12 protein-coding genes, 1 tRNA gene and 3 rRNA genes are annotated in these 25,483 nt (G+C 67.1%); 13 read left to right on the top strand and 3 right to left on the bottom strand.

Annotated elements, in window-relative coordinates; all coding sequences use genetic code 11:
- Positions 1 to 45: 45 nt before the first annotated feature.
- The 4 genes from PYS65_RS09885 (at position 46) to PYS65_RS09870 (ending at position 4,948) form a co-directional block, all read left to right on the top strand.
- On the top strand, positions 46 to 2,259 hold the full coding sequence (locus tag PYS65_RS09885; RefSeq protein ID WP_279333486.1) for a polyribonucleotide nucleotidyltransferase: 2,214 nt from the start codon (positions 46 to 48) through the stop codon (positions 2,257 to 2,259).
- A complete protein-coding gene (locus PYS65_RS09880) occupies positions 2,256 to 3,635 on the top strand; it encodes a M16 family metallopeptidase (RefSeq protein WP_279333485.1) in 1,380 nt (459 codons plus the stop codon). Before PYS65_RS09885 ends, PYS65_RS09880 begins: the two co-directional genes overlap by 4 nt.
- Before the next feature lie 102 nt (positions 3,636 to 3,737).
- Positions 3,738 to 4,490: a 4-hydroxy-tetrahydrodipicolinate reductase gene (dapB, locus tag PYS65_RS09875; protein WP_279333484.1), complete on the top strand. Its 753-nt coding sequence runs from the start codon at positions 3,738 to 3,740 to the stop codon at positions 4,488 to 4,490.
- A gap of 14 nt (positions 4,491 to 4,504) precedes the next feature.
- Positions 4,505 to 4,948, top strand: a complete 444-nt coding sequence (locus tag PYS65_RS09870; RefSeq protein ID WP_279333483.1) for a tetratricopeptide repeat protein — start codon at positions 4,505 to 4,507, stop codon at positions 4,946 to 4,948.
- A gap of 89 nt (positions 4,949 to 5,037) precedes the next feature.
- On the opposite strand, the gene PYS65_RS09865 is transcribed toward PYS65_RS09870, so the two are convergent.
- Positions 5,038 to 5,592 carry a PH domain-containing protein gene (locus PYS65_RS09865; RefSeq protein WP_279333482.1) on the bottom strand — a complete coding sequence of 185 codons (555 nt, stop codon included), beginning with the start codon at positions 5,590 to 5,592 and terminating at the stop codon, positions 5,038 to 5,040.
- Positions 5,593 to 5,756: 164 nt separating this feature from the next.
- Positions 5,757 to 5,996 (bottom strand): hypothetical protein, encoded by a 240-nt coding sequence (locus tag PYS65_RS09860; protein WP_202281871.1) that lies wholly within the window; start codon positions 5,994 to 5,996, stop codon positions 5,757 to 5,759.
- 179 nt (positions 5,997 to 6,175) lie between these two features.
- Between PYS65_RS09860 and thyX the strand changes: the two genes are divergently transcribed.
- The 8 genes from thyX to PYS65_RS09820 all read left to right on the top strand — a co-directional run bounded on the left by thyX (position 6,176) and on the right by PYS65_RS09820 (position 16,531).
- Positions 6,176 to 6,928, top strand: a complete 753-nt coding sequence (gene thyX / locus PYS65_RS09855) for an FAD-dependent thymidylate synthase (protein WP_279333480.1) — start codon at positions 6,176 to 6,178, stop codon at positions 6,926 to 6,928.
- 267 nt (positions 6,929 to 7,195) lie between these two features.
- Entirely contained in the window at positions 7,196 to 8,095 is a 900-nt protein-coding gene (gene dapA, locus PYS65_RS09850; protein WP_279333479.1) for a 4-hydroxy-tetrahydrodipicolinate synthase, read from the top strand.
- A 158-nt stretch (positions 8,096 to 8,253) separates the two neighbouring features.
- A complete protein-coding gene (locus tag PYS65_RS09845; RefSeq protein ID WP_279333478.1) occupies positions 8,254 to 9,939 on the top strand; it encodes a ribonuclease J in 1,686 nt (561 codons plus the stop codon).
- 505 nt (positions 9,940 to 10,444) lie between these two features.
- Positions 10,445 to 11,973: ribosomal RNA gene (locus PYS65_RS09840) — 16S ribosomal RNA — on the top strand.
- A 300-nt stretch (positions 11,974 to 12,273) separates the two neighbouring features.
- Positions 12,274 to 15,398 (top strand): 23S ribosomal RNA (locus tag PYS65_RS09835).
- A gap of 88 nt (positions 15,399 to 15,486) precedes the next feature.
- Positions 15,487 to 15,603: ribosomal RNA gene (rrf, locus tag PYS65_RS09830) — 5S ribosomal RNA — on the top strand.
- The 16S, 23S and 5S rRNA genes sit together here, the layout of an rRNA operon.
- Positions 15,604 to 15,717: 114 nt before the next feature.
- The gene (locus PYS65_RS09825) at positions 15,718 to 16,380 is read left to right on the top strand and encodes a DegT/DnrJ/EryC1/StrS family aminotransferase (RefSeq protein ID WP_279337905.1); all 663 of its coding nucleotides are present in this window, start codon (positions 15,718 to 15,720) and stop codon (positions 16,378 to 16,380) included.
- Between the two features lie 78 nt (positions 16,381 to 16,458).
- A tRNA-Thr gene (locus PYS65_RS09820) sits at positions 16,459 to 16,531 on the top strand.
- A 52-nt stretch (positions 16,532 to 16,583) separates the two neighbouring features.
- Here the strand turns inward: PYS65_RS09820 and PYS65_RS09815 are convergent.
- The gene (locus tag PYS65_RS09815) at positions 16,584 to 19,328 is read right to left on the bottom strand and encodes a SpoIIE family protein phosphatase (protein WP_279333477.1); all 2,745 of its coding nucleotides are present in this window, start codon (positions 19,326 to 19,328) and stop codon (positions 16,584 to 16,586) included.
- A 446-nt stretch (positions 19,329 to 19,774) separates the two neighbouring features.
- Here PYS65_RS09815 and PYS65_RS09810 point away from each other — a divergent pair, with 446 nt between their 5' ends.
- Complete coding sequence (locus PYS65_RS09810; protein WP_279333475.1) at positions 19,775 to 25,276, top strand: HAMP domain-containing protein; 5,502 nt, start codon at positions 19,775 to 19,777, stop codon at positions 25,274 to 25,276.
- Positions 25,277 to 25,483 lie beyond the last annotated feature (207 nt).

The raw sequence follows: 25,483 nt of genomic DNA, 5'->3' as shown, positions 1-25,483 counted from the left end.
ACGGGCGAGGGGGACCAAAGACGACAAGTAACGGAGAGAACACTGGTGGAGAACGAGACCCACTACGCCGAGGCCGTCATCGACAACGGCTCCTTCGGCACCCGCACCATCCGCTTCGAGACGGGCCGCCTCGCCCGTCAGGCCGCAGGTTCCGCCGTGGCGTACCTGGACGACGACACCATGGTGCTGTCGGCCACCACGGCCTCCAAGAACCCCAAGGACCAGCTCGACTTCTTCCCCCTGACGGTGGACGTCGAGGAGCGGATGTACGCGGCCGGCAAGATCCCCGGCTCCTTCTTCCGTCGGGAAGGCCGGCCCTCCGAGGACGCGATCCTCACCTGCCGCCTCATCGACCGCCCGCTGCGCCCGTCCTTCAAGAAGGGCCTGCGCAACGAGATCCAGGTCGTCGCCACGATCATGGCGCTCAACCCCGACCACCTGTACGACGTCGTGGCGATCAACGCCGCCTCCGCGTCCACGCAGCTGGCCGGTCTGCCCTTCTCCGGCCCGATCGGCGGCGTCCGCGTCGCGCTGATCCGCGGCCAGTGGGTGGCGTTCCCGACGCACACCGAGCTCGAGGACGCCGTCTTCGACATGGTCGTCGCGGGCCGCGCCCTGGAGGACGGCGACGTCGCGATCATGATGGTCGAGGCCGAGGCCACCGAGCAGACCGTCAAGCTGGTCGAGGGCGGTGCCGAGGCCCCCACCGAGGAGATCGTCGCGGCCGGCCTGGACGCCGCGAAGCCCTTCATCAAGGTCCTCTGCAAGGCGCAGGCCGACCTCGCCGCGAAGGCCGCCAAGCCGACCGGTGAGTTCCCGACCTTCCTGGACTACCAGGACGACGTCCTGGAGGCGCTGACCGGCGCCGTCCGCCCCGAGCTCGCCCAGGCGCTCACCATCGCCGGCAAGCAGGAGCGCGAGGCCGAGCTGGACCGCGTCAAGCAGCTCGCCGCCGAGAAGCTCCTGCCGGAGTTCGAGGGCCGCGAGAAGGAGATCTCCGCCGCGTACCGCTCGCTGACCAAGTCCCTGGTCCGTGAGCGCGTCATCAAGGAGAAGAAGCGCATCGACGGCCGCGGACTCACCGACATCCGCACCCTGGCCGCCGAGGTCGAGGCCATCCCGCGGGTGCACGGTTCCGCGCTGTTCGAGCGTGGCGAGACCCAGATCCTGGGCGTCACCACCCTCAACATGCTCCGTATGGAGCAGCAGCTGGACACCCTCTCCCCGGTGACCCGCAAGCGCTACATGCACAACTACAACTTCCCGCCCTACTCCGTCGGTGAGACCGGCCGCGTGGGCTCCCCCAAGCGCCGCGAGATCGGCCACGGCGCCCTCGCCGAGCGCGCCATCGTGCCGGTGCTGCCGACGCGCGAGGAGTTCCCGTACGCGATCCGTCAGGTGTCCGAGGCCCTCGGCTCCAACGGCTCGACGTCCATGGGCTCGGTCTGCGCCTCCACCATGTCGCTGCTGAACGCCGGTGTGCCGCTCAAGGCCCCCGTCGCCGGTATCGCCATGGGCCTGATCTCCCAGGAGATCAACGGCGAGACGCACTACGTCGCCCTCACCGACATCCTCGGTGCGGAGGACGCCTTCGGCGACATGGACTTCAAGGTCGCCGGCACCAAGGAGTTCGTGACCGCCCTCCAGCTCGACACCAAGCTGGACGGCATCCCGGCCTCCGTCCTGGCCGCCGCCCTCAAGCAGGCCCGTGACGCCCGCCTCCACATCCTCGACGTGATGATGGAAGCGATCGACACGCCGGACGAGATGTCCCCGAACGCGCCGCGGATCATCACCGTGAAGATCCCGGTCGACAAGATCGGTGAGGTCATCGGCCCCAAGGGCAAGATGATCAACCAGATCCAGGAGGACACCGGCGCCGACATCACGATCGAGGACGACGGCACCATCTACATCGGTGCCGCCCAGGGCTCGCAGGCCGAGGCCGCCCGCGCCACGATCAACAGCATCGCCAACCCGACCATGCCGGAGGTCGGCGAGCGCTACCTGGGTACCGTCGTGAAGACGACCACCTTCGGCGCGTTCGTCTCCCTGATGCCCGGCAAGGACGGTCTGCTGCACATCTCGCAGATCCGCAAGCTGGCCGGCGGCAAGCGCGTGGAGAACGTCGAGGACGTGCTCGGCGTGGGTGCCAAGGTCCAGGTCGAGATCGCCGAGATCGACTCCCGCGGCAAGCTCTCCCTCATCCCCGTGATCGAGGGCGAGGACGACGAGAAGAAGGACGACGCCGACAAGTGACGTCCCACGGCTCCAAGGCGACGGCCCGCACCTCCCCGGAGGCGCGGGCCGTCGCCCGTACCCAAACCCTCATCCAGGGCGAGAACGGCATCGGCACCGTCCGCAAGACCACCTTCCCCTGGGGCCTGCGCATCGTCACCGAGACCCTGCCCTCGGTCCGCTCGGCGACCTTCGGCATCTGGGCGCACGTCGGCTCCCGCGACGAGACCCCGGCCCTGAACGGCGCCACCCACTACCTGGAGCACCTGCTCTTCAAGGGCACCCACCGCAGGTCCGCCCTGGAGATCTCCTCCGCCATCGACGCCGTCGGCGGCGAGATGAACGCCTTCACGGCCAAGGAGTACACGTGCTACTACGCACGCGTGCTCGACACCGACCTGCCGCTCGCCATCGACGTGGTCTGCGACATGCTGACCGGCTCGCGCATCCGCGAGGAGGACGTCGACGTCGAGCGCGGCGCGATCCTCGAAGAGATCGCGATGACCGAGGACGACCCCGGCGACTGCGTGCACGACCTGTTCGCGCACACCATGTTCGGCGACAACCCGCTGGGCCGCCCGGTCCTCGGCACGGTCGACACGGTCAACGGCCTCACCGCCGACCGCATCCGCCGCTTCTACAAGAAGCACTACGACCCGACCCGCCTCGTGGTCGCCTGTGCCGGCAACATCGACCACGACCAGGTCGTACGCCAGGTCCGCGCCGCCTTCGAGGAGGCCGGTGCCGTCAAGGGCCCGGACGCCGAGCCGGTCGCCCCGCGCGGCGGGCGGCGCGCGCTGCGCACCGCCGGCCGGGTCGAACTGATCGACCGCAGTACCGAGCAGGCGCACGTCATCCTCGGCATGCCGGGTCTGTCCCGCACCGACGAGCGCCGGTGGGCCCTCGGCGTGCTCAACACCGCCCTCGGCGGCAGCATGTCCTCCCGCCTGTTCCAGGAGGTCCGGGAGAAGCGCGGCCTGGCCTACAGCGTGTACTCGTACACCTCCGGCTTCGCCGACTGCGGCCTGTTCGGCGTGTACGCCGGGTGCAGGCCCTCCCAGGTGCACGACGTGCTGAAGATCTGCCGCGACGAACTCGACCAGGTCGCCGAGCACAGCCTGTCCGACGACGAGATACGGCACGCCGTCGGCCAGCTCCAGGGCTCCACCGTCCTCGGCCTGGAGGACACCGGCGCGCTGATGAACCGTATCGGCAAGAGCGAACTGTGCTGGGGCGAGCAGATGTCGGTCGACGACATGCTGACCCGAATAGCCTCGGTCACGCCGGACGAGGTCCGCGCGGTCGCCCGCGACATCCTGGGGCAGCGGCCCTCGCTGTCGGTCATCGGCCCGCTCAAGGACAGACAGGCCGCCCGGCTGCACGACACTGTCGCCTAGCGGGCCCAGCGGACCCGCTGGGCTCCCGACCCTCCACGATCGATCCCCGACCCTCCACGACCCCCGGTCCTCCCCGACCCCTCCGGTAAGGAAGCAAGGAAGATGAGCAAGCTGCGCGTGGCGGTCCTCGGCGCCAAGGGCCGGATCGGGTCCGAAGCGGTACGGGCCGTCGAGGCCGCCGACGACATGGAACTGGTGGCCGCACTCAGCCGGGACGACCGGCTGGAGACCCTCGCCGAGACCGGCGCCCAGGTCGCCGTCGAACTGACCACCCCGGCCTCGGTCATGGGCAACCTGGACTTCTGCGTACGCCACGGCATCCACGCGGTCGTCGGCACCACCGGCTGGACCGACGACCGCCTCGCACAGCTGACGGGCTGGCTCGAGCAGTTCCCGGAGACGGGTGTGCTCATCGCGCCGAACTTCTCCATCGGCGCCGTGCTGACCATGAAGTTCGCGCAGATCGCCGCCCCGTACTTCGAGTCCGTCGAGGTCGTCGAACTGCACCATCCCGACAAGGTGGACGCCCCCAGCGGCACCGCCACCCGCACCGCCCAGCTCATCGCCGAGGCCCGCCGCCGGGCCGGCAGCGCCCCCGCCCCGGACGCCACGGCCACCGCCCTGGACGGTGCCCGCGGCGCCGACGTGGACGGGGTGCCGGTGCACGCCGTCCGGCTGCGCGGCCTGCTCGCCCACCAGGAGGTCCTGCTCGGCGGCGAGGGCGAGACCCTCACCGTCCGCCACGACTCCCTGCACCACAGCAGCTTCATGCCGGGCATCCTGCTCGGCGCCCGCCGCGTGGTGACCACTCCCGGCCTGACCTTCGGCCTGGAACACTTCCTCGACCTGAACTGAGCACGAGCCGACCCATGCGCGCGAAGATCTCCTACGCCGTCACGGCCGCCGTCCTGGTCGTCTACTTCGTCCTGGTCGGCAGCCGCGGCGTGCTGCTCATCCAGGCCGGCACGCCCCTCACCGTCACCTTCGGCGTGGCGGTGCTCATCCTGCCGGTCATCGGCGTGTGGTTCCTGTGGAAGAACACCGAGTTCGTCCGCAACGCCAACCGCCTCGCCGCCGAACTCGACGCCCAGGGCGGACTGCCCGTGGACGAGCTGAAGCGCCTGCCCAGCGGCCGTATCGACCGGGACTCGGCCGACGAGGTCTTCGCCCGGCGCAGGGCCGAGACGGAGGACGCCCCCGACGACTGGCGCAGTTGGTTCCGGCTCGCCGTCGCCTACCACGACGCCCGCGACACCGCGCGTGCCCGCAAGGCGATGCAACGGGCGATCGCCCTGCACAAGGCCACCCCCTGACGCCGTGACAAAAGAGCCGGGGCCCGGTCCGCAGGTGCGGACCGGGCCCCGGCTCATGACGACATGAAGTCCGGCCCCGACGGGCAGGGTCAGTCCCGCCGGTACTCGTCGGCCCAGACCTCCACCGAGTCGGCCGCCCGGTCGAAGGCCGGGTCCCGTCCCAGGAAGTCCGCGTTGTGCGAGGTCAGCAGCGGAGGCAGGGTCTCCGTGGATCGCCCCCGCCGGGTCAGCAGCAGCGCCTGCCCCTGCACCGTCCGCGGCAGTCCCAGCCAGCGCACCGGCTGCTGCACCGTGCGCACCGTGACCACCTGGGCCCACGGCGTCGTACGGGTGCTGAACAGGCTCACCTGCCGCAGCCCCTGGGCACTCACCCACGTGCCCATGCGCAGCAGCCGCAGCGCCCAGACGATGACGACCAGTGCGAGGCCGAAGACCACGCCGGCCGACGACACCGGGGCCGTCGCGGCGATGATCACTGCCGCGAACAGCACGAACGAGGCGAGCAGCAGCAGTACGGCCGCCGCCCCCACGCGCCACGGCCCCGGACGGTACGGGCGCCGCCAGCGGTCGCGGTCGTCGTGCGGCAGTGCGACGTCGTCCGCCGTGTCGAAAGCGCGATCGGCCGTCAAGAAGGGCAGGGGCACGGCTGGTCCTCACTTGATCCATGCATGGGCTGTGCTCGGTGAGGCTACCGACCTGCATGCCCCCTCACCACCCTCGGGGGGCCCGGTCGGAGCCGGAGCCCCCGCCCCCCGGTGGTTCACCGCGCCCCATCCGGCGCGGGGCGTTGTCCGGTCCGGGCTCCGGATCAGCGTCCGTCGGACGCCTGTGACTGCTCGGTCCCCGTGGCCGACTGGTCGATGGACAGGGCGGGCATCCCGAGGATCAGGGACCCCACCAGACCGGCGACGATGCAGAGGCCCAGCAGCCAGCGCCCGGCCAGCTCACCGGCGGAAGCCCGCTCGCGCGGCGGGGGCGTGACATTACTGCGGAACCTGTCGGCAGTGGCAATGAAGGCGAACGGCACGGATTCCCGTCGACCGAACATCAGTGGTGCTTCTCCTGTCGAATCTCGAACGAATCACTCTCATCAACACAAACGAGCGACACGCTCAAAAAGTGCCCAGATGGGGAAATTCGTCGCGGCACGGTCCGTCTCCCCGCCGCGGCGGGCGCCCCGTAGAGTGGACGCCGACCTGCAGATGCGATGTGACGGGAAGTGCTCTCTTGACCTCCGCCGACGACCTCCAGCCGTCAACCCGTGATGGGCTCACCCTGCGGAGTGACGTCACCGTCGAGCTGGTGAAGTCCAGCGCCTCGGACTCGGACGTCCTGTTCGCCGCCCGTGTGTCGACCCTCGGCGAGCAGTCCATCGGGGAACTGCAGAAGGACCCGGAGCGCTCCAAGGGCCTGATCAACTACCTGATGCGGGATCGGCACGGCAGCCCGTTCGAGCACAACTCCCTGACGTTCCTCATCAGTGCGCCGATCTTCGTGTTCCGTGAGTTCATGCGCCACAGGGTCGGCTGGTCCTACAACGAGGAATCCGGGCGCTACCGCGAGTTGCAGCCCGTCTTCTACGTTCCCGACGCGTCCCGCAAGCTGGTCCAGGAGGGGCGCCCGGGCAAGTACGTCTTCGTCGAAGGCAGCCCGGCCCAGCACGAGGCCGTCCAGAGCGTGCTGGGCGACTCCTACCACCAGGCCTACGAGGCCTACCAGAAGCTGCTGGCCGAGGGTGTGGCCCGCGAGGTCGCCCGCGCGGTGCTCCCGGTCGGCCTGTACTCCTCGATGTACGCCACCTGCAACGCCCGCTCGCTGATGCACTTCCTCGGCCTGCGCACCCAGCACGAGATGGCGAAGGTCCCGTCCTTCCCGCAGCGGGAGATCGAGATGGTCGGCGAGAAGATGGAGGCCGAGTGGGCCCGGCTGATGCCGCTCACCCACGCCGCCTTCAACGCCAACGGGCGCGTGGCGCCGTAGCCCGTGCGGCCGGCACGGTTCGCGTGGCGCTCGCAGCTCCTCGTGTCCGCCGGTGACGGGCCTTGCTCGCAGGGCTGAGATCACGCAGGGGATATCAGTCCTGCGAGTTGTCCGTATTGCGGTATTCGCGGTAATTCATTTAGCCTGATCGAACGGGCCCGGCACTGCCTGAACCCCCGAGCAGGCAGTGCCGGGCTCCACCTTTGTCCTGTCTTGTCGCCTCCCCGAGGGCAGACCCCGACTCGAGCAGCGAGTAGCGTGTAACCCATGGCTCCGACCTCCACTCCGCAGACCCCCTTCGGGAGGGTCCTCACCGCCATGGTCACGCCCTTCACGGCGGACGGCGCACTCGACCTCGACGGCGCCCAGCGGCTCGCCACCCACCTGGTGGACGCAGGCAACGACGGCCTGATCATCAACGGCACCACCGGCGAGTCCCCCACCACCAGCGACGCGGAGAAAGCGGACCTCGTACGGGCGGTCCTGGAGGCGGTCGGAGACCGCGCCCACGTGGTGGCCGGGGTCGGCACCAACGACACCCGCCACAGCATCGAACTGGCCCGCACCGCGGAGCACATCGGCGCACACGGCCTGCTGGTCGTCACCCCGTACTACAACAAGCCCCCGCAGGAGGGCCTCTACCGGCACTTCACGGCCGTCGCCGACGCCGCCGAGCTGCCGGTCATGCTCTACGACATCCCCGGCCGCAGCGGGGTCCCGATCAACACCGAGACGCTCGTCCGCCTGGCCGAGCACCCGCGGATCGTCGCCAACAAGGACGCCAAGGGTGACCTCGGCCGCGCCAGCTGGGCCATCGCGCGCTCCCGCCTCGCCTGGTACTCCGGCGACGACATGCTGAACCTGCCGTTGCTCTCCGTGGGCGCGGTCGGCTTCGTCTCGGTCGTCGGCCACCTCGTCACCCCCGAGCTGCGCTCCCTGGTGGAGTCGTACATCTCGGGAGACGTCCAGAAGGCCACCGAGATCCACCAGAAGCTGCTCCCCGTCTACACGGGCATGTTCCGCACCCAGGGCGTGATGACCACCAAGGCGGCGCTCACCCTCCAGGGCCTGCCCGCAGGGCCCCTGCGGGCCCCCATGGCCGAGTGCACGCCGGAAGAGATCGAGCAGCTCAAGATCGATCTTGCCGCAGGCGGGGTACAGCTCTGACAACAGACTTCGCGCGACCGCTCGCGCAACCCGACTCCACAACTGAATAAGCGGCGGGCCACCGGTGCCCGCGCACCACCACGACAACTGCTTCTGCACGAACGTCATGCGCGCCACGTGCCCCACCGGTACGTGGCGCGTGTGGTGAGGAGAGTCTTTTGAGCCATCCGCATCCTGAACTCGGTCCGCCCCCGCCGCTTCCCGCGAGCGGGCTGCGCGTCACCCCGCTCGGCGGTCTCGGTGAGATCGGCCGCAACATGACGGTCTTCGAGTACGGCGGCCGCCTGCTCATCGTCGACTGCGGAGTGCTGTTCCCCGAGGAGGAACAGCCCGGGATCGACCTGATCCTGCCGGACTTCAGCTCCATCCGGGACCGCCTCGACGACATCGAGGGCATCGTCCTCACCCATGGTCACGAGGACCACATCGGCGGTGTTCCGTTCCTTCTCCGCGAGAAGCCGGACATCCCGCTGATCGGCTCCAAGCTGACCCTCGCCCTCATCGAGGCGAAGCTCCAGGAGCACCGCATCCGCCCCTACACCCTGGAGGTCGCCGAGGGGCACCGCGAGCGCATCGGCCCGTTCGACTGCGAGTTCGTCGCGGTCAACCACTCGATCCCCGACGCGCTCGCCGTGGCCATCCGCACCCCCGCCGGAATGGTGGTCCACACCGGCGACTTCAAGATGGACCAGCTTCCGCTGGACAACCGCCTCACGGACCTGCACGCCTTCGCCCGGCTCAGTGAGGAAGGCATCGACCTCCTCCTCTCCGACTCGACGAACGCCGAGGTCCCGGGCTTCGTCCCGCCCGAGCGCGAAATCTCCAACGTCCTCCGGCAGGTCTTCGCCGGCGCCCGCAAGCGGATCATCGTGGCCAGCTTCGCCAGCCACGTCCACCGCATCCAGCAGATCCTGGACGCGGCGCACGAGTACGGACGCAGGGTGGCCTTCGTCGGCCGCTCCATGGTCCGCAACATGGGCATCGCCCGCGATCTCGGCTACCTGAAGGTCCCACCGGGCCTGGTCGTCGACGTCAAGACGCTGGACGACCTGCCGGACAGCGAAGTGGTCCTGGTGTGCACGGGCTCGCAGGGCGAGCCCATGGCCGCCCTGTCCCGGATGGCCAACCGCGACCACCAGATCCGTATCGTCCAGGGCGACACGGTGATCCTCGCGTCGTCGCTCATCCCCGGCAACGAGAACGCGGTCTACCGGGTCATCAACGGCCTGACCCGCTGGGGCGCCAACGTCGTCCACAAGGGCAACGCCAAGGTGCACGTCTCGGGCCACGCCTCCGCCGGCGAGTTGCTGTACTTCTACAACATCTGCCGCCCGAAGAACCTGATGCCGGTGCACGGCGAATGGCGCCACCTGCGGGCCAACGCCGAGCTGGGCGCCCTGACGGGTGTCCCGCACGACCGCATCGTCATCGCGGAGGACGGGGTCGTCGTCGACCTGATCGACGGCAGGGCGAAGATCTCCGGCAAGGTCCAGGCCGGGTACGTCTACGTCGACGGCCTCTCCGTCGGCGATGTCGGCGAGCCCGCGCTGAAGGATCGCAAGATCCTCGGCGACGAGGGCATCATCTCGCTCTTCGTGGTGATCGACTCGTCCACCGGGAAGATCACCGGTGGCCCGTATGTCCAGGCCCGCGGCTCCGGGATCGAGGACTCCGCCTTCAGCGCCGTACTGCCGAAGATCACGGAAGTCCTGGAACGGTCGGCTCAGGACGGCGTCGTCGAACCGCACCAGATGCAGCAGCTGATCCGCCGCACGCTGGGCAAATGGGTCTCCGACACGTACCGGCGCCGGCCGATGATCCTTCCCGTGGTCGTGGAGGTCTGACGGTCCCGTAGGACAGCTCGTACGGGTGAACTGGGAGCGGGGCGGCCTCGATTTGCATCGAGCCGCCCCGCTCCAGTACGTTTACGGCTCACCCCGACCGGGAACCCGATCTCTTCGAGCATCGGAACCAGTCCCCGGAGGGGCGAGGAAATCCGACTCAGAATCTCTGATAAAGTCGGATCCGCCGGAAAGGGAAACGCGAAAAGCGCAGCCCCGGAAGGCGAAACCCCGAGGAAATCGGACCGGAAAGATCTGATAGAGTCGGAAACGCAAGACCGAAGGGAAGCGCCCGGAGGAAAACCCGCCAGGGTGAGTACAAAGGAAGCGTCCGTTCCTTGAGAACTCAACAGCGTGCCAAAAATCAACGCCAGATATGTTGATACCCCGTCTCCGGCCTCCGGCCGGGACGCGGTTCCTTTGAAACACACAGCGAGGACGCTGTGAACCGCCGGATCATTCCTCCGGCGGTTCCGCTCCCGTGGTGTCCCCGGAACGCCGGGAAGCATTCACGGAGAGTTTGATCCTGGCTCAGGACGAACGCTGGCGGCGTGCTTAACACATGCAAGTCGAACGATGAAGCCCCTCGGGGCGGATTAGTGGCGAACGGGTGAGTAACACGTGGGCAATCTGCCCTGCACTTCGGGACAAGCCCTGGAAACGGGGTCTAATACCGGATACCCGTTTCCGCAGGCATCTGCGGAAACGGAAAGCTCCGGCGGTGCAGGATGAGCCCGCGGCCTATCAGCTGGTTGGTGAGGTAACGGCTCACCAAGGCGACGACGGGTAGCCGGCCTGAGAGGGCGACCGGCCACACTGGGACTGAGACACGGCCCAGACTCCTACGGGAGGCAGCAGTGGGGAATATTGCACAATGGGCGCAAGCCTGATGCAGCGACGCCGCGTGAGGGACGACGGCCTTCGGGTTGTAAACCTCTTTCAGCAGGGAAGAAGCGCAAGTGACGGTACCTGCAGAAGAAGCGCCGGCTAACTACGTGCCAGCAGCCGCGGTAATACGTAGGGCGCGAGCGTTGTCCGGAATTATTGGGCGTAAAGAGCTCGTAGGCGGCCTGTCGCGTCAATTGTGAAAGCCCGGGGCTCAACCCCGGGTCTGCAGTCGATACGGGCAGGCTAGAGTTCGGTAGGGGAGATCGGAATTCCTGGTGTAGCGGTGAAATGCGCAGATATCAGGAGGAACACCGGTGGCGAAGGCGGATCTCTGGGCCGACACTGACGCTGAGGAGCGAAAGCGTGGGGAGCGAACAGGATTAGATACCCTGGTAGTCCACGCCGTAAACGGTGGGCACTAGGTGTGGGCGACATTCCACGTCGTCCGCGCCGCAGCTAACGCATTAAGTGCCCCGCCTGGGGAGTACGGCCGCAAGGCTAAAACTCAAAGGAATTGACGGGGGCCCGCACAAGCAGCGGAGCATGTGGCTTAATTCGACGCAACGCGAAGAACCTTACCAAGGCTTGACATACACCGGAAACACCTGGAGACAGGTGCCCCCTTGTGGTCGGTGTACAGGTGGTGCATGGCTGTCGTCAGCTCGTGTCGTGAGATGTTGGGTTAAGTCCCGCAACGAGCGCAACCCTTGTCCCGTGTTGCCAGCACGTCCCTTCGGGGGTGGTGGGGACTCACGGGAGACCGCCGGGGTCAACTCGGAGGAAGGTGGGGACGACGTCAAGTCATCATGCCCCTTATGTCTTGGGCTGCACACGTGCTACAATGGCCGGTACAATGAGCTGCGATACCGCGAGGTGGAGCGAATCTCAAAAAGCCGGTCTCAGTTCGGATTGGGGTCTGCAACTCGACCCCATGAAGTCGGAGTTGCTAGTAATCGCAGATCAGCATCGCTGCGGTGAATACGTTCCCGGGCCTTGTACACACCGCCCGTCACGTCACGAAAGTCGGTAACACCCGAAGCCGGTGGCCCAACCCCTTGCGGGAGGGAGCCGTCGAAGGTGGGACTGGCGATTGGGACGAAGTCGTAACAAGGTAGCCGTACCGGAAGGTGCGGCTGGATCACCTCCTTTCTAAGGAGCACTTCTCACCGGCCTCCGGGCCGGTCAGGGGCCAGTACACCGGCGTACGTCCGGTGCTGGTTGCTCATGGGTGGAACGTTGATTAGTCGGCACTCTTGATCGTCTTCTCCGTCCAGTACGGCCCGTCAGGGCATGGAACGCCGGGGGAAGCGGCAGGGGTGCCGGGCACGCTGTTGGGTGTCTGAGGGAACGAACCCTCAGTTGCCGGCCCCGGTACAGCACCGCCCCTGGCGGTGTGTGACGGGTGGTTGGTCGTTGTTTGAGAACTGCACAGTGGACGCGAGCATCTGTGGCCAAGTTTTTAAGGGCGCACGGTGGATGCCTTGGCACCAGGAACCGATGAAGGACGTGGGAGGCCACGATAGTCCCCGGGGAGCCGTCAACCAGGCTGTGATCCGGGGGTTTCCGAATGGGGAAACCCGGCAGTCGTCATGGGCTGTCACCCTTGCCTGAACACATAGGGCAAGCGGAGGGAACGCGGGGAAGTGAAACATCTCAGTACCCGCAGGAAGAGAAAACAACCGTGATTCCGGGAGTAGTGGCGAGCGAAACCGGACGAGGCCAAACCTACGACGTGTGAGACCCGGCAGGGGTTGCGTCGTGGGGGTTGTGGGATCTCTCTTCCACGGTCTGCCGGCCGTGGGACGAGTCAGAAACCGCTGAGGTAGACGAAGGACATGCGAAAGGTCCGGCGCAGAGGGTAAGACCCCCGTAGTCGAAACGTCAGCGGCTCGTTGGAGAGACACCCAAGTAGCACGGGGCCCGAGAAATCCCGTGTGAATCCGGCGGGACCACCCGTCAAGCCTAAATATTCCCTGGTGACCGATAGCGGACAGTACCGTGAGGGAATGGTGAAAAGTACCGCGGGAGCGGAGTGAAATAGTACCTGAAACCGTGTGCCTACAAGCCGTGGGAGCGTCGCGTCGAGTGCTTGCACTCGACGTCGTGACTGCGTGCCTTTTGAAGAATGAGCCTGCGAGTTTGCGGTGTGTTGCGAGGTTAACCCGGGTGGGGAAGCCGTAGCGAAAGCGAGTCCGAACAGGGCGCTTCAGTAGCACGCTCAAGACCCGAAGCGGAGTGATCTAGCCATGGGCAGGTTGAAGCGGAGGTAAGACTTCGTGGAGGACCGAACCCACCAGGGTTGAAAACCTGGGGGATGACCTGTGGTTAGGGGTGAAAGGCCAATCAAACTCCGTGATAGCTGGTTCTCCCCGAAATGCATTTAGGTGCAGCGTCGCGTGTTTCTTGCCGGAGGTAGAGCACTGGATAGGCGATGGGCCCTACCGGGTTACTGACCTTAGCCAAACTCCGAATGCCGGTAAGTGAGAGCGCGGCAGTGAGACCGTGGGGGATAAGCTCCATGGTCGAGAGGGAAACAGCCCAGAGCATCGACTAAGGCCCCCAAGCGTACGCTAAGTGGGAAAGGATGTGGAGTCGCACAGACAACCAGGAGGTTGGCTTAGAAGCAGCCATCCTTGAAAGAGTGCGTAATAGCTCACTGGTCTAGTGATTCCGCGCCGACAATGTAGCGGGGCTCAAGCGTACCGCCGAAGTCGTGTCATTGCGATATCAACCCCCAACGGGGATCGTGATGGGTAGGGGAGCGTCGTGTGCCGGGTGAAGCAGCCGCGGAAGCGAGTTGTGGACGGTTCACGAGTGAGAATGCAGGCATGAGTAGCGATACACACGTGAGAAACGTGTGCGCCGATTGACCAAGGGTTCCTGGGTCAAGCTGATCTGCCCAGGGTAAGTCGGGACCTAAGGCGAGGCCGACAGGCGTAGTCGATGGACAACCGGTTGATATTCCGGTACCCGCTGTGAAGCGCAAGACATCGAACCAGGCGATGCTAAGTCCGTGAAGCCGCCCCGATCTCTTCGGAGTTGAGGGGAGTGGTGGAGCCGACGGACCAGACCTGCAGTAGGTGAGTGATGGGGTGACGCAGGAAGGCAGTCCAGCCCGGGCGGTGGTTGTCCCGGGGTAAGGGTGTAGCCCGAGTGGTAGGCAAATCCGCCACTCATCCAGGGTGAGACCCGATGCCGAGCCGATTGTGGCGAAGTGGATGATCCTATGCTGTCGAGAAAAGCCTCTAGCGAGTTTCATGGCGGCCCGTACCCTAAACCGACTCAGGTGGTCAGGTAGAGAATACCGAGGCGTTCGGGTGAACTATGGTTAAGGAACTCGGCAAAATGCCCCCGTAACTTCGGGAGAAGGGGGGCCATCACCGGTGAGGGAACGTGCTTCCTGAGCTGGGGGTGGCCGCAGAGACCAGCGAGAAGCGACTGTTTACTAAAAACACAGGTCCGTGCGAAGCCGTAAGGCGAGGTATACGGACTGACGCCTGCCCGGTGCTGGAACGTTAAGGGGACCGGTCAGCTCCATTTCGGTGGGGCGAAGCTGAGAACTTAAGCGCCAGTAAACGGCGGTGGTAACTATAACCATCCTAAGGTAGCGAAATTCCTTGTCGGGTAAGTTCCGACCTGCACGAATGGCGTAACGACTTCTCGACTGTCTCAACCATAGGCCCGGTGAAATTGCACTACGAGTAAAGATGCTCGTTTCGCGCAGCAGGACGGAAAGACCCCGGGACCTTTACTACAGTTTGATATTGGTGTTCGGTTCGGCTTGTGTAGGATAGCTGGGAGACTGTGAGCCCGCCACGCCAGTGGTGGGGGAGTCGTCGTTGAAATACCAGTCTGGTCGTGCTGGATGTCTAACCTGGGTCCGTGATCCGGATCAGGGACAGTGTCTGATGGGTAGTTTAACTGGGGCGGTTGCCTCCTAAAGAGTAACGGAGGCGCCCAAAGGTTCCCTCAGCCTGGTTGGCAATCAGGTGGTGAGTGTAAGTGCACAAGGGAGCTTGACTGTGAGACCGACGGGTCGAGCAGGGACGAAAGTCGGGACTAGTGATCCGGCGGTGGCTTGTGGAAGCGCCGTCGCTCAACGGATAAAAGGTACCCCGGGGATAACAGGCTGATCTTCCCCAAGAGTCCATATCGACGGGATGGTTTGGCACCTCGATGTCGGCTCGTCGCATCCTGGGGCTGGAGTCGGTCCCAAGGGTTGGGCTGTTCGCCCATTAAAGCGGTACGCGAGCTGGGTTTAGAACGTCGTGAGACAGTTCGGTCCCTATCCGCTGCGCGCGCAGGAGTCTTGAGAAGGGCTGTCCCTAGTACGAGAGGACCGGGACGGACGAACCTCTGGTGTGCCAGTTGTCCTGCCAAGGGCATGGCTGGTTGGCTACGTTCGGGAGGGATAACCGCTGAAAGCATCTAAGCGGGAAGCCTGCTTCGAGATGAGGGCTCCCACCCACTTGATGGGGTAAGGCTCCCAGTAGACGACTGGGTTGATAGGCCGGATATGGAAGCGCCGTAAGGTGTGGAGTTGACCGGTACTAATAGGCCGAGGGCTTGTCCTCAGTTGCTCGCGTCCACTGTGTTGGTTCTGAAACCACGAACGACCCCATGCCGGGCCACGGCGTGGTGCGGTTGAGTGTTTCATAGTGTTTCGGTGGCCATAGCGTAGGGGAAACGCCCGGTTACATTCCGAACCCGGAAGCTAAGCCTTATAGCGCCGATGGTACTGCAGGGGGGACCCTGTGGGAGAGTAGGACGCCGCCGAACAAATTGTGACAGGGTTGGGTCCCGAACTTCGGTTCGGGGTCCAACCCTTTTTTGTTCTGCGTCACTTGAAGTTCACATTGCGCCACGAACATCCATCCCATGGGTACTGCTGCACTGCTCAGGGCCGCCGGCGTCGGAGTCGGTGACGAGGTGGTCGTGTCCGCCTTCGGGAACGTGGAAGTCGTCGAGGCTGTCACCCTTGCAGGCGCGTTGCCGGTGTTCGCCGAGATAGATCCGGTGACCTACTGCCTCGCGCCGGCTGCTGTGGAAGCCGCCATAACTCCGCGGACGGCAGCCGTTGTTGCCGTCCACCGCTTCGGCAGGCGGGCAGACATCGCCCGGTTGCACCTCCTCGGGCAGCGGCACGGCCTGCTGATACTGGAGCGTGGGGAGTCGGAGGGGCCGTACGAGGAGATCGCTCGGCGCAGGGAGCGGGCGGCCTATCTCGACGCGAAACTGCGGGGTGTTCGAACGCCCGACGGTGGTGACGGGCACACCTACCAGCAGTACGTCGTGCGAGTGCCCGGGAACGGCCGCCCGGACCGGGACGCTTTTGCACAAGCCGTACGAGCCAAGGGAGTCGAGTGCAGGGTGCCGGTGAAGACCCCCGTGCACCGGCTGCCCGGGTTCCGGCGGTGCGTGTCTCTGCCCGAGACCGAGCGGGCCGCCGACGAGACGCTGGCCCTGCCTGTGGACGCCGTGCTGACCAAGCGGGACATGCAGCGTGTCGCGTCGGCCTGCAACGCGCTGGGAGGGCTGCTCCAGCCGGCTCTCTGAACCGTGGTTGGGAGTACAGGGCCGGTCAGGGTATGATCTATTCCGTTGCCACCGCGGGACACCGCGAAGTGGTAGCAGGCCCCTATAGCTCAGTCGGCAGAGCGTCTCCATGGTAAGGAGAAGGTCAACGGTTCGATTCCGTTTGGGGGCTCCGACAGAAAGGCCCCGCCCAAAAGGGCGGGGCCTTTCTCATGCCCTGGTCCTCAGTCCTGGTGGAGGCCCGGGACGCGCATGGCGAGGATCGCCATGTCGTCGGAGGGGGCGTCGGAGGCGAAGCGTTCCACGGCGCGCATGATGCGGGCGGCGACCGCGCCCGCGGTCAGGCCCGTACAGGTCTTCAGGACCTCGGCGAGGCCGTCGTCGCCCAGCATGTTCAGGCCCTCACGGCGCTCGGTGACGCCGTCGGTGACGCACAGCAGGACGTCGCCCGGGTCGAGGGTGACCGTCTGCTCGTACAGGTCCAGGTCCTCGATGACACCGAGAAGGGGCTGCGGTTCGGCGGCGGGTTCCACGGTGCCGTCCTGGCGAAGGCGCAGCGGGAGGGGGTGGCCCGCACAGACCACCTTCAACTCCGCGCTGCCGTCCTCCTGCGGGCGCAGTTCGCCGTACAGGAGAGTGAGGAAGCGGCTGCGGGCGCCCTCGTCGAGGATGGCGGAGTTCAGGCGCTCGAGGACCGCCGGGCCGTTGAGGCCCTCGCGGGCCAGCAGTCTCAGGGCGTGCCGGGCCAGCCCGGTGACGGCTGCGGCGTTCGGGCCCGTACCGCAGACGTCGCCGATGGCGAAGCCGTAGGCGCCGTCGCTGATCGGGAACAGATCGTAGAAGTCGCCGCCGACCTCGTTGCCCTCGCCGGCCGCGCGGTAGATGACCTCGACCTCGACGCTGTCGATCACGGGGAGTTCCGGCGGCAGGAGGCTGCGCTGGAGGGACTGGCTGATGGCCGTGCGCTCGGAGTAGAGGCGGGCGTTGTCCAGGGCCAGGGCGGCCCTGCGGGAGAGGTCCTCGGCGAGTTCCAGGATCTCCTGCCGGAAGTGTTCGTCGGTCGGTTTGCCGAGCGTCAGCATGCCGATGACGCGGTTGCGGGCGACCAGGGGGAGGACCACCGTCTCGCCGCCCACCGCGGCGGCCGTGGTGAGGGTGGGACCGATGCCGGGGGCGACCTGGTTGCTCGGGCCGCCGCTCAGGCCGAGGCTGCGCATGGAGGTGCGCAGGGCCGCCTGGTGGGCCACCTCGCCGGGCGCCGGCCATACGCGGGCGCCGGGGGTGGGGACAGGGTCGGGCGGGGCCATCTTCGAGAGCAGGGACTTGATGCCGTCGATGAGTTCCTCGTCCTCGTGCAGGACGTAGGAGAGGTAGGGCTCGGAGGCCTGGTCGGCGATCGTGTAGACGGCGCACCAGGTGGCCAGGGTGGGGACGGTCATCTGGGCCATGAGAGCCAGGGTCTGGTCGCGGTCCAGGGTGCCGGCCAGCAGGTCGGAGGCTTCGACGAGGAAGCTCAGTGAGCCGCGGCGCAGTCGCTCCAACTCGCCCAGGCGGGCCGACTCGACGGCCAGGGCGATGCGGTCGGCGGCGAACTGGAGGCGCAGCGCCTCCTCGTTGGAGTATCTGCCGGCCCCCTCCGCAGCGACGCCGAGAGAGCCGGTGAGGCGGCCCTCGACCTTCAGCGGGACGGTGACGACCGAGCGCATGCCGGTGCCGTTGAGGAGGGGGACCGCGCCGGGCAGGGCGGTGAGGTCGTCGTGGACGGACGGCATCCGGGCGGAGCCGTAGCGGCCGGAGCCGGCCTCCACCGGGACACGGGCGAAGCGCTGTCGGGCGGAGGGCAGGCCGGTGGAGGCGCGTACCTCGAGTTCGGTCTCGTCGTCGGTGGCGAGCAGGAGGAAGGCGGAGTCGCCGTCGAGCATGTCGCGGGCGCGTTCCACCGTGCGTTGGAGGAGGCTGTCGAGGTCGTCGGGGGCGGGCGAGCCGATGAACACCTCGAAGGGGTCGGTGCTCTGACTCTCGGAGGTGTCGGAAACGGGGGCCCGCAACGGGGTCTGCAGGACGGCCCGTTCGTGGTCCCTGACGAGGAGGCACACGGTGGACGGGTCGCCGTCCGCGTCGCGGACGCGCAGGTGGGAGGCGTAGACGGGAGTCACTCGGCCCTGGGCGTCCCTTATGCCGTAGCTGCCTTCCCAGCGGGAGAGTTGGAGCGCCTCCGCGATGCCGGTGCCGGTGCCGGGAGTGTGGGGCCAGGCCGCGAGATCGGTGAGCGGCTTGCCGGTGACCTGGTCGGCCCGGTAGCCGAAGAGCTCTTCCGCGTCCTCGTTCCAGGAGGAGATGGCACCGGTCCGGTCGATCTGCACGACGGCGACGCGGACCCGGGTGTCGGCGATGGGCAGGAGGTCGGACGGCAGTGCCGGACCGGCCGTGCGGGTGCCCACCGGGCGCTCGGGAACGTCGAGTTGGAACCAGACGGTCTTGTAGGTGGGGCTGTACTCCACGCCCCAGCGGTCGGCCAGGGCCGCGCAGAGCTGGAGGCCGCGTCCGCCCTCGCGGTCGGGGCTGCCCATGGTGGCGGCCGAGCCCTGGAGCGGTACTTCGCGTTCCGGGTAACGGTCGGCCACCTCGATCCGTACGCCGTCGTCGCTGCGCAGGCACAGGAGGTCGGCGGAGGTACCGGCGTGGACCACGGCGTTGGTGACGAGCTCACTGGTGAGGACCACGGCGTCGTCGATGATGTCGGCGAACCCCCACCCCTGGAGGGTGTCGCGGACGAAGGCGCGGGCACTCGCGACCGAGCGCCCGACGGGCTCGAAACTGGCGGCCGCGCGCGCGGTGATCACAGAACTCCTCGGCCGGTTCTCTGCGGGCATGGCTCCATGGCCGACCGGTTCGTCCCGCTGGTGCGGCAGGCCGTTCGTCTGCCGTGGGTCCGGGGGCTGGTCCCCCGGGATCAGTCCGGTGGTCATGTGTGCGGCCGCCCTCCGATGCCCGCTCGACTCCGTGCCGGCCATCGCCCGGGCCGGACGGACCGGCGTGGCTGGACAGCCGCATGCAAGGTTACTTACCTTCGCGGTCCGAGCGGATGCCGGTCTGCGGTGTTTCCGTCCGGAGGTGTCCGGGGCCCGGAAGCCGTACGGACGATGTGCGAAGCTGCCGAACAGTTATCGCCTGGTTCAGTGGGGGTGAAACACTGGGCAGGCTTGTTGTTGCGAAGGTCAGGACAGGCGGAGTGTCTTCCGTGCCGGGCGGGCAGCGGCCTCGGATGGCACCCCGGTCGTCCGGGCAGGTATCGCGGTAGTACAAGAACATGCACGAGTCAGCAGAGTAAACAGTAGAAACAGTTTCCACGGGTGCGCCGTGCGGTGGTGCCCGAACACGAGCAGTAACGGTCGACCCCTGCGGGAGGGACACAGTGGAGTCTGGCGCAGCGACGCGGGGCACGGACACGCGCGCGAAGGGCGGACGGTCCCTGAGTGGGCAGGGCAGGGCGCGGGGCGGGACCACCGAGGTGGACTCGGCGGCCCTGAACCGTTTGATGGTGGCCCTGCTGGCGATGCGGGACGGCAACTTCCGCAAGCGGCTCACGGTGTCCGGTGACGGCCCGATGTCGGAGATCGCCGCGGTCTTCAACGAGGTGGCCGACCGCAATCTTCATCTGACGGGTGAGCTGGCGCGGGTACGGCGCATGGTGGGGCGTGAGGGGAAGCTCACCGAGCGCCTGGAGACGGGGCCCTGCGAGGGTTCCTGGTCGACCGCGATCGACAACTCGAACGCGCTGGTGGACGACCTGGCACGGCCCGTTTCCGAGGTCAGCCGGGTGCTGTCGGCGGTGGCCGAGGGTGATCTGTCGCCGCGGATGGAGCTGCGGACGCAGGTCACCGACGGATCGGGGCAGCCGCTGCGCGGAGAGTTCCTGAAGGTCGGCCGTACCGTCAACAATCTGGTCGACCAGCTGTCGAGTTTCACCGACGAGGTCACGCGTGTGGCCAGCGAGGTCGGTACCGAGGGCAAGCTGGGCGGTCAAGCCCGGGTGCGCGGTATGTCCGGTTCGTGGAAGGACCTCACGGACTCGGTCAACACCATGGCGGAGCGGCTGACGGCGCAGGTGCGCGACATCGCGCTGGTGACGACGGCGGTGGCCCGCGGCGACCTGTCGCGCAAGGTCACCGTGCATGTCGAAGGCGAGATGCTGGAGCTGAAGAACACCGTCAACACGATGGTGGACCAGCTCTCGGCGTTCTCCTCCGAGGTGACGCGTGTCGCACGCGAGGTGGGCACTGAGGGCGCGCTGGGCGGGCAGGCGCAGGTGCCCGGGGTGGACGGCGTGTGGAAGGAGCTCACCGATTCGGTGAACACCATGGCCGGGAACCTGACGGCCCAGGTGCGCGGGATCGCGGAGGTGACGACCGCCGTCGCCAACGGTGACCTGTCGCGGAAGGTGACCGTACCGGCGCGCGGCGAGGTCGCCCAGCTCGCCGAGACGATCAACCAGATGACCGAGACGCTGCGGATCTTCGCCGACGAGGTGACCCGGGTCGCCAACGAGGTCGGGGCCGAGGGGCAGCTGGGCGGCCAGGCGAACGTGCCGGGGGCCGCCGGTACCTGGAAGGACCTGACGGATTCCGTCAACACCGTGTTCCGGAACCTGACCACTCAGGTGAGGGACATCGCCGCGGTGACGACGGCGGTGGCCAACGGCGACCTGTCGCAGAAGGTCACCGTGGACGTGGCCGGCGAGATGCTGGAGCTGAAGAACACCGTCAACACGATGGTGGACCAGCTGTCCTCCTTCGGTGCCGAGGTCACGCGGGTGGCGCGCGAGGTCGGTGTCGAGGGTGAGCTGGGTGGGCAGGCGCAGGTGCCGGGGGCGGCGGGTACCTGGAAGGACCTGACGGACTCCGTCAACACCGCGTTCCGCAACCTCACCGGTCAGGTGAGGAACATCGCCCAGGTGACGACGGCGGTGGCCAACGGCGACCTGTCGCAGAAGGTCACCGTCGACGTCTCCGGCGAGATGCTCCAGTTGAAGAACACCGTCAACACGATGGTGGATCAGCTGTCGAGCTTCGCCGACCAGGTCACGCGCATGGCCCGGGACGTGGGCACGGAGGGCCGACTGGGCGGTCAGGCCCGGGTGGACGGCGTGTCGGGCACCTGGAAGGAACTCACCGACTCCGTCAACTCGATGGCGTCCAATCTGACCGGCCAGGTGCGCAACATCGCCCAGGTCACGACGGCGGTGGCCCGGGGTGACCTGTCGCAGAAGATCACGGTGGACGCGCGCGGCGAGATCCTGGAGCTGAAGAACACCGTCAACACGATGGTGGACCAGCTGTCGTCGTTCGCCGACCAGGTCACGCGGGTGGCCCGTGAGGTGGGGACGGAGGGCCGTCTGGGGGGTCAGGCGCAGGTGCCCGGGGTCGCCGGGGTGTGGCGCGACCTCACCGACTCCGTGAACGGCATGGCCGGCAATCTCACCGCGCAGGTACGCAACATCGCCCAGGTGGCGACGGCGGTGGCCCGGGGTGACCTGTCGCAGAAGATCACGGTGGACGCGCGCGGCGAGATCCTGGAGCTGAAGAACACCCTGAACACGATGGTGGATCAGCTGTCGTCGTTCGCCGAGGAGGTCACGCGGGTGGCGCGTGAGGTGGGGACGGAGGGCATCCTCGGCGGTCAGGCCGAGGTACAGGGCGTCTCCGGCACCTGGAAGGACCTCACCCAGTCGGTGAACGGCATGGCGAACAACCTGACCCTCCAGGTGCGCAACATCGCCGAGGTCACCACGGCGGTGGCCCGGGGCGATCTGTCGAAGAAGATCACCGTCGACGCCAAGGGCGAGATCCTCGAGCTCGTCACCACCGTCAACACGATGGTGGATCAGCTGTCGTCGTTCGCCGAGCAGGTGACCAGGGTGGCGCGTGAGGTGGGCACCGAGGGCATCCTGGGCGGCCAGGCCCACGTGCCCGGGGTCACGGGCATCTGGAAGGACCTGAGCGACAACGTCAACCTGATGGCCAAGAACCTCACCACCCAGGTGCGGAACATCTCCGAGGTCTCCGCCGCGGTCGCCAACGGTGACCTGACGCGGCAGGTCACCATCGAGGCGCGCGGGGAGCTGGCGCAGCTCGCCGACACCATCAACATCATGGTGCGGACGCTGAGTTCGTTCGCCGAGCAGGTCACCAAGGTGGCCCGCGAGGTGGGTACGGACGGCATCCTCGGCGGTCAGGCGCACGTACCGGGGGTGGCCGGTACGTGGAAGGACCTCACCGAGTCCGTGAACCGGATGGCGTCCAATCTGACCGGCCAGGTACGCAACATCGCCATGGTGACCACGGCCATCGCCAAGGGTGACCTGACGAAGAAGATCGACATCGACGCGCGGGGCGAGATCCTGGAGCTGAAGACCACCATCAACACGATGGTGGACCAGCTGTCCTCGTTCGCCGAGGAGGTCACGCGGGTGGCCCGCGAGGTGGGTACCGAGGGCCAGCTCGGCGGCCAGGCACGCGTGCGGGACGTCGACGGCACCTGGCGGGACCTGACCGAGTCGGTGAACGAGATGGCCGGGAACCTGACCCGGCAGGTGCGTGCCATCGCGCGCGTGGCGACCGCGGTGACCCGCGGCGACCTGAACCTGAAGATCGACGTGGACGCGTCCGGGGAGATCCAGGAACTCCAGGACTACATCAACAAGATGATCGCCAACCTGCGCGACACCACGATCGCCAACAAGGAGCAGGACTGGCTGAAGGGCAATCTGGCCCGCATCTCCGCGCTGATGCAGGGCCGCCGGGACCTGGAGGACGTGGCCTCGCTGATCATGAGCGAGCTGACGCCCGTGGTCTCCGCGCAGCACGGCGCGTTCTTCCTCTCGATGCCGCTGGTCGACGGGGAGGACGTGAGCGTCGCCGAGGACGACCAGTACGAGCTGCGCATGCTCGGTTCGTACGGCTACTCGCTGGGCTCCATGCCGACGTCGTTCCGGCCCGGTGAGGGGCTCATCGGGACGGCCGCCATGGAGAAGCGCACGATCCTGGTGGCGGACGCGCCCAGCGGCTACCTGAAGATCTCCTCGGGGCTCGGGGAGGCGCCGCCGGCCCAGGTGATCGTGCTTCCGGTGCTGTTCGAGGGGACCGTGCTGGGCGTCATCGAACTGGCCTCCTTCACGCCGTTCACGCACATCCAGAAGGACTTCCTGAACCAGATCGCCGAGATGATCGCGACGAGCGTCAACACCATCTCGGTGAACACCAAGACGGAGCTGCTGCTGACCCAGTCGCAGGAGCTGACCGAACAACTCCGTGAGCGCTCCGCTGAGTTGGAGCAGCGGCAGAAGGCGCTGCAGGCGTCCAACGCCGAACTGGAGGAGAAGGCCGAACTGCTGGCGCGGCAGAACCGCGACATCGAGGTGAAGAACACCGAGATCGAGGAGGCGCGGCAGGTCCTGGAGGAGCGCGCCGAGCAACTCGCGGTCTCCATGCGCTACAAGAGCGAGTTCCTGGCCAACATGTCGCACGAGCTGCGGACGCCGCTCAACTCCCTGCTGATCCTGGCCAAGCTGCTCGCCGACAACGCCGAGGGGAACCTCTCCCCGAAGCAGGTCGAGTTCGCCGAGACCATCCACGGCGCGGGCTCCGACCTGCTGCAGCTGATCAACGACATCCTCGACCTGTCGAAGGTCGAGGCGGGCAAGATGGACGTCTCCCCGACGCGTATCGCGCTCGTCCAGCTCGTGGACTACGTGGAGGCCACCTTCCGGCCGCTGACCGCGGAGAAGGGCCTGGACCTGTCGGTCAGGGTCTCCCCGGAGCTGCCGGCCACGCTGCACACCGACGAGCAGCGGCTGCTCCAGGTGCTGCGCAACCTGCTGTCGAACGCGGTGAAGTTCACCGACTCCGGGTCGGTCGAGCTGGTCATCCGGCCCGCCCGGGACGACGTTCCGCAGGCCATCCGGGAGCAGTTGCTGGAGGCCGGTTCGCTGACCGACCCGGACGCCGACCTGATCGCGTTCTCGGTGTCCGACACGGGCATCGGGATCGCCGCCAGCAAGATGCGGGTGATCTTCGAGGCGTTCAAGCAGGCGGACGGCACGACCAGCCGCAAGTACGGCGGTACGGGGCTAGGGCTGTCCATCTCGAGGGAGATCGCGCAACTGCTCGGCGGTGAGATCCACGCACAGAGCGAGCCGGGCCGCGGCTCGACGTTCACGCTGTATCTCCCGCTGTACCCCAGCGAGTTGCCTCCGCACGGTTACCAGCAGACCATGCCGACGCTGGAGAGCGGCGGTCCGGCGGTGTCTGCCGCCCCCGCGGTCGTGGCACCGGCCGAGGTGACGTCGTACCGGGAGATCCAGAACGGTCCGGCCGCGCTGTTCCGGCGGCGCCGCAGGCCGCTGCCCCAGTTGGAGCGGAGGCCCGAGCCGCAGGCCGCCGAGCAGGGGACCGACACGGAGCAGGGGCTGGAGCCGGCGGCCCGGTCGCACCGCGGTATCCGGTTCGGCGGGCAGAAGGTGCTCATCGTCGACGACGACATCCGCAACGTGTTCGCGCTGACCAGCGTCCTGGAGCAGCACGGCCTTTCCGTGCTGTACGCGGAGAACGGCCGCGAGGGCATCGAGGTGCTGGAGCAGCACGACGACGTGGCGGTCGTCCTGATGGACATCATGATGCCCGAGATGGACGGTTACGCGACGACGACGGCGATCCGTCGGATGCCGCAGTTCGCGGGGCTCCCGATCATCGCGCTCACCGCGAAGGCGATGAAGGGCGACCGGGAGAAGGCGATCGAGTCGGGAGCCTCCGACTACGTGACGAAGCCCGTCGACCCCGATCACCTGCTGTCGGTGATGCAGGAATGGATGAGGGGAGTGGGGGACATGAGGGGCACGAAGGGGCCCGAGGAGGCATGAGGGGCATGAGGCGGGCCTGAGGGCGACACCACGGGAAAGGGGGGCGCGTGGGCGGCGCCCTCCCGGCGTGCGATGGTGGTGGAAGGCTACGCCGCGCACGGGGAACCGTTGTCGTGGTGTGCGCGAAGTTGTGTAGGAGTACGTGATCCGGGGAACCTTCTGGTCTCCTGCCGCGTTTCCGCTACGTACACAGTGACATCACGGTGA

The sequence above is a fragment of the Streptomyces cathayae genome (assembly GCF_029760955.1).
Classification (GTDB): domain Bacteria; phylum Actinomycetota; class Actinomycetes; order Streptomycetales; family Streptomycetaceae; genus Streptomyces; species Streptomyces cathayae.
The sequence above is the reverse complement of the archived record's forward strand: the minus strand, read 5'-3'. Positions and strand labels throughout refer to the sequence as shown.

Coding starts and splice junctions, on each gene's coding strand:
- PYS65_RS09870 (WP_279333483.1), top strand. CDS start 4,505: ATGCGCGCGAAGATCTCCTACGCCGTCACGGCCGCCGTCCTGGTCGTC.
- PYS65_RS09815 (WP_279333477.1), bottom strand. CDS start 19,328: ATGACCACCGGACTGATCCCGGGGGACCAGCCCCCGGACCCACGGCAG.
- dapA (WP_279333479.1), top strand. CDS start 7,196: ATGGCTCCGACCTCCACTCCGCAGACCCCCTTCGGGAGGGTCCTCACC.
- PYS65_RS09860 (WP_202281871.1), bottom strand. CDS start 5,996: ATGTTCGGTCGACGGGAATCCGTGCCGTTCGCCTTCATTGCCACTGCC.
- dapB (WP_279333484.1), top strand. CDS start 3,738: ATGAGCAAGCTGCGCGTGGCGGTCCTCGGCGCCAAGGGCCGGATCGGG.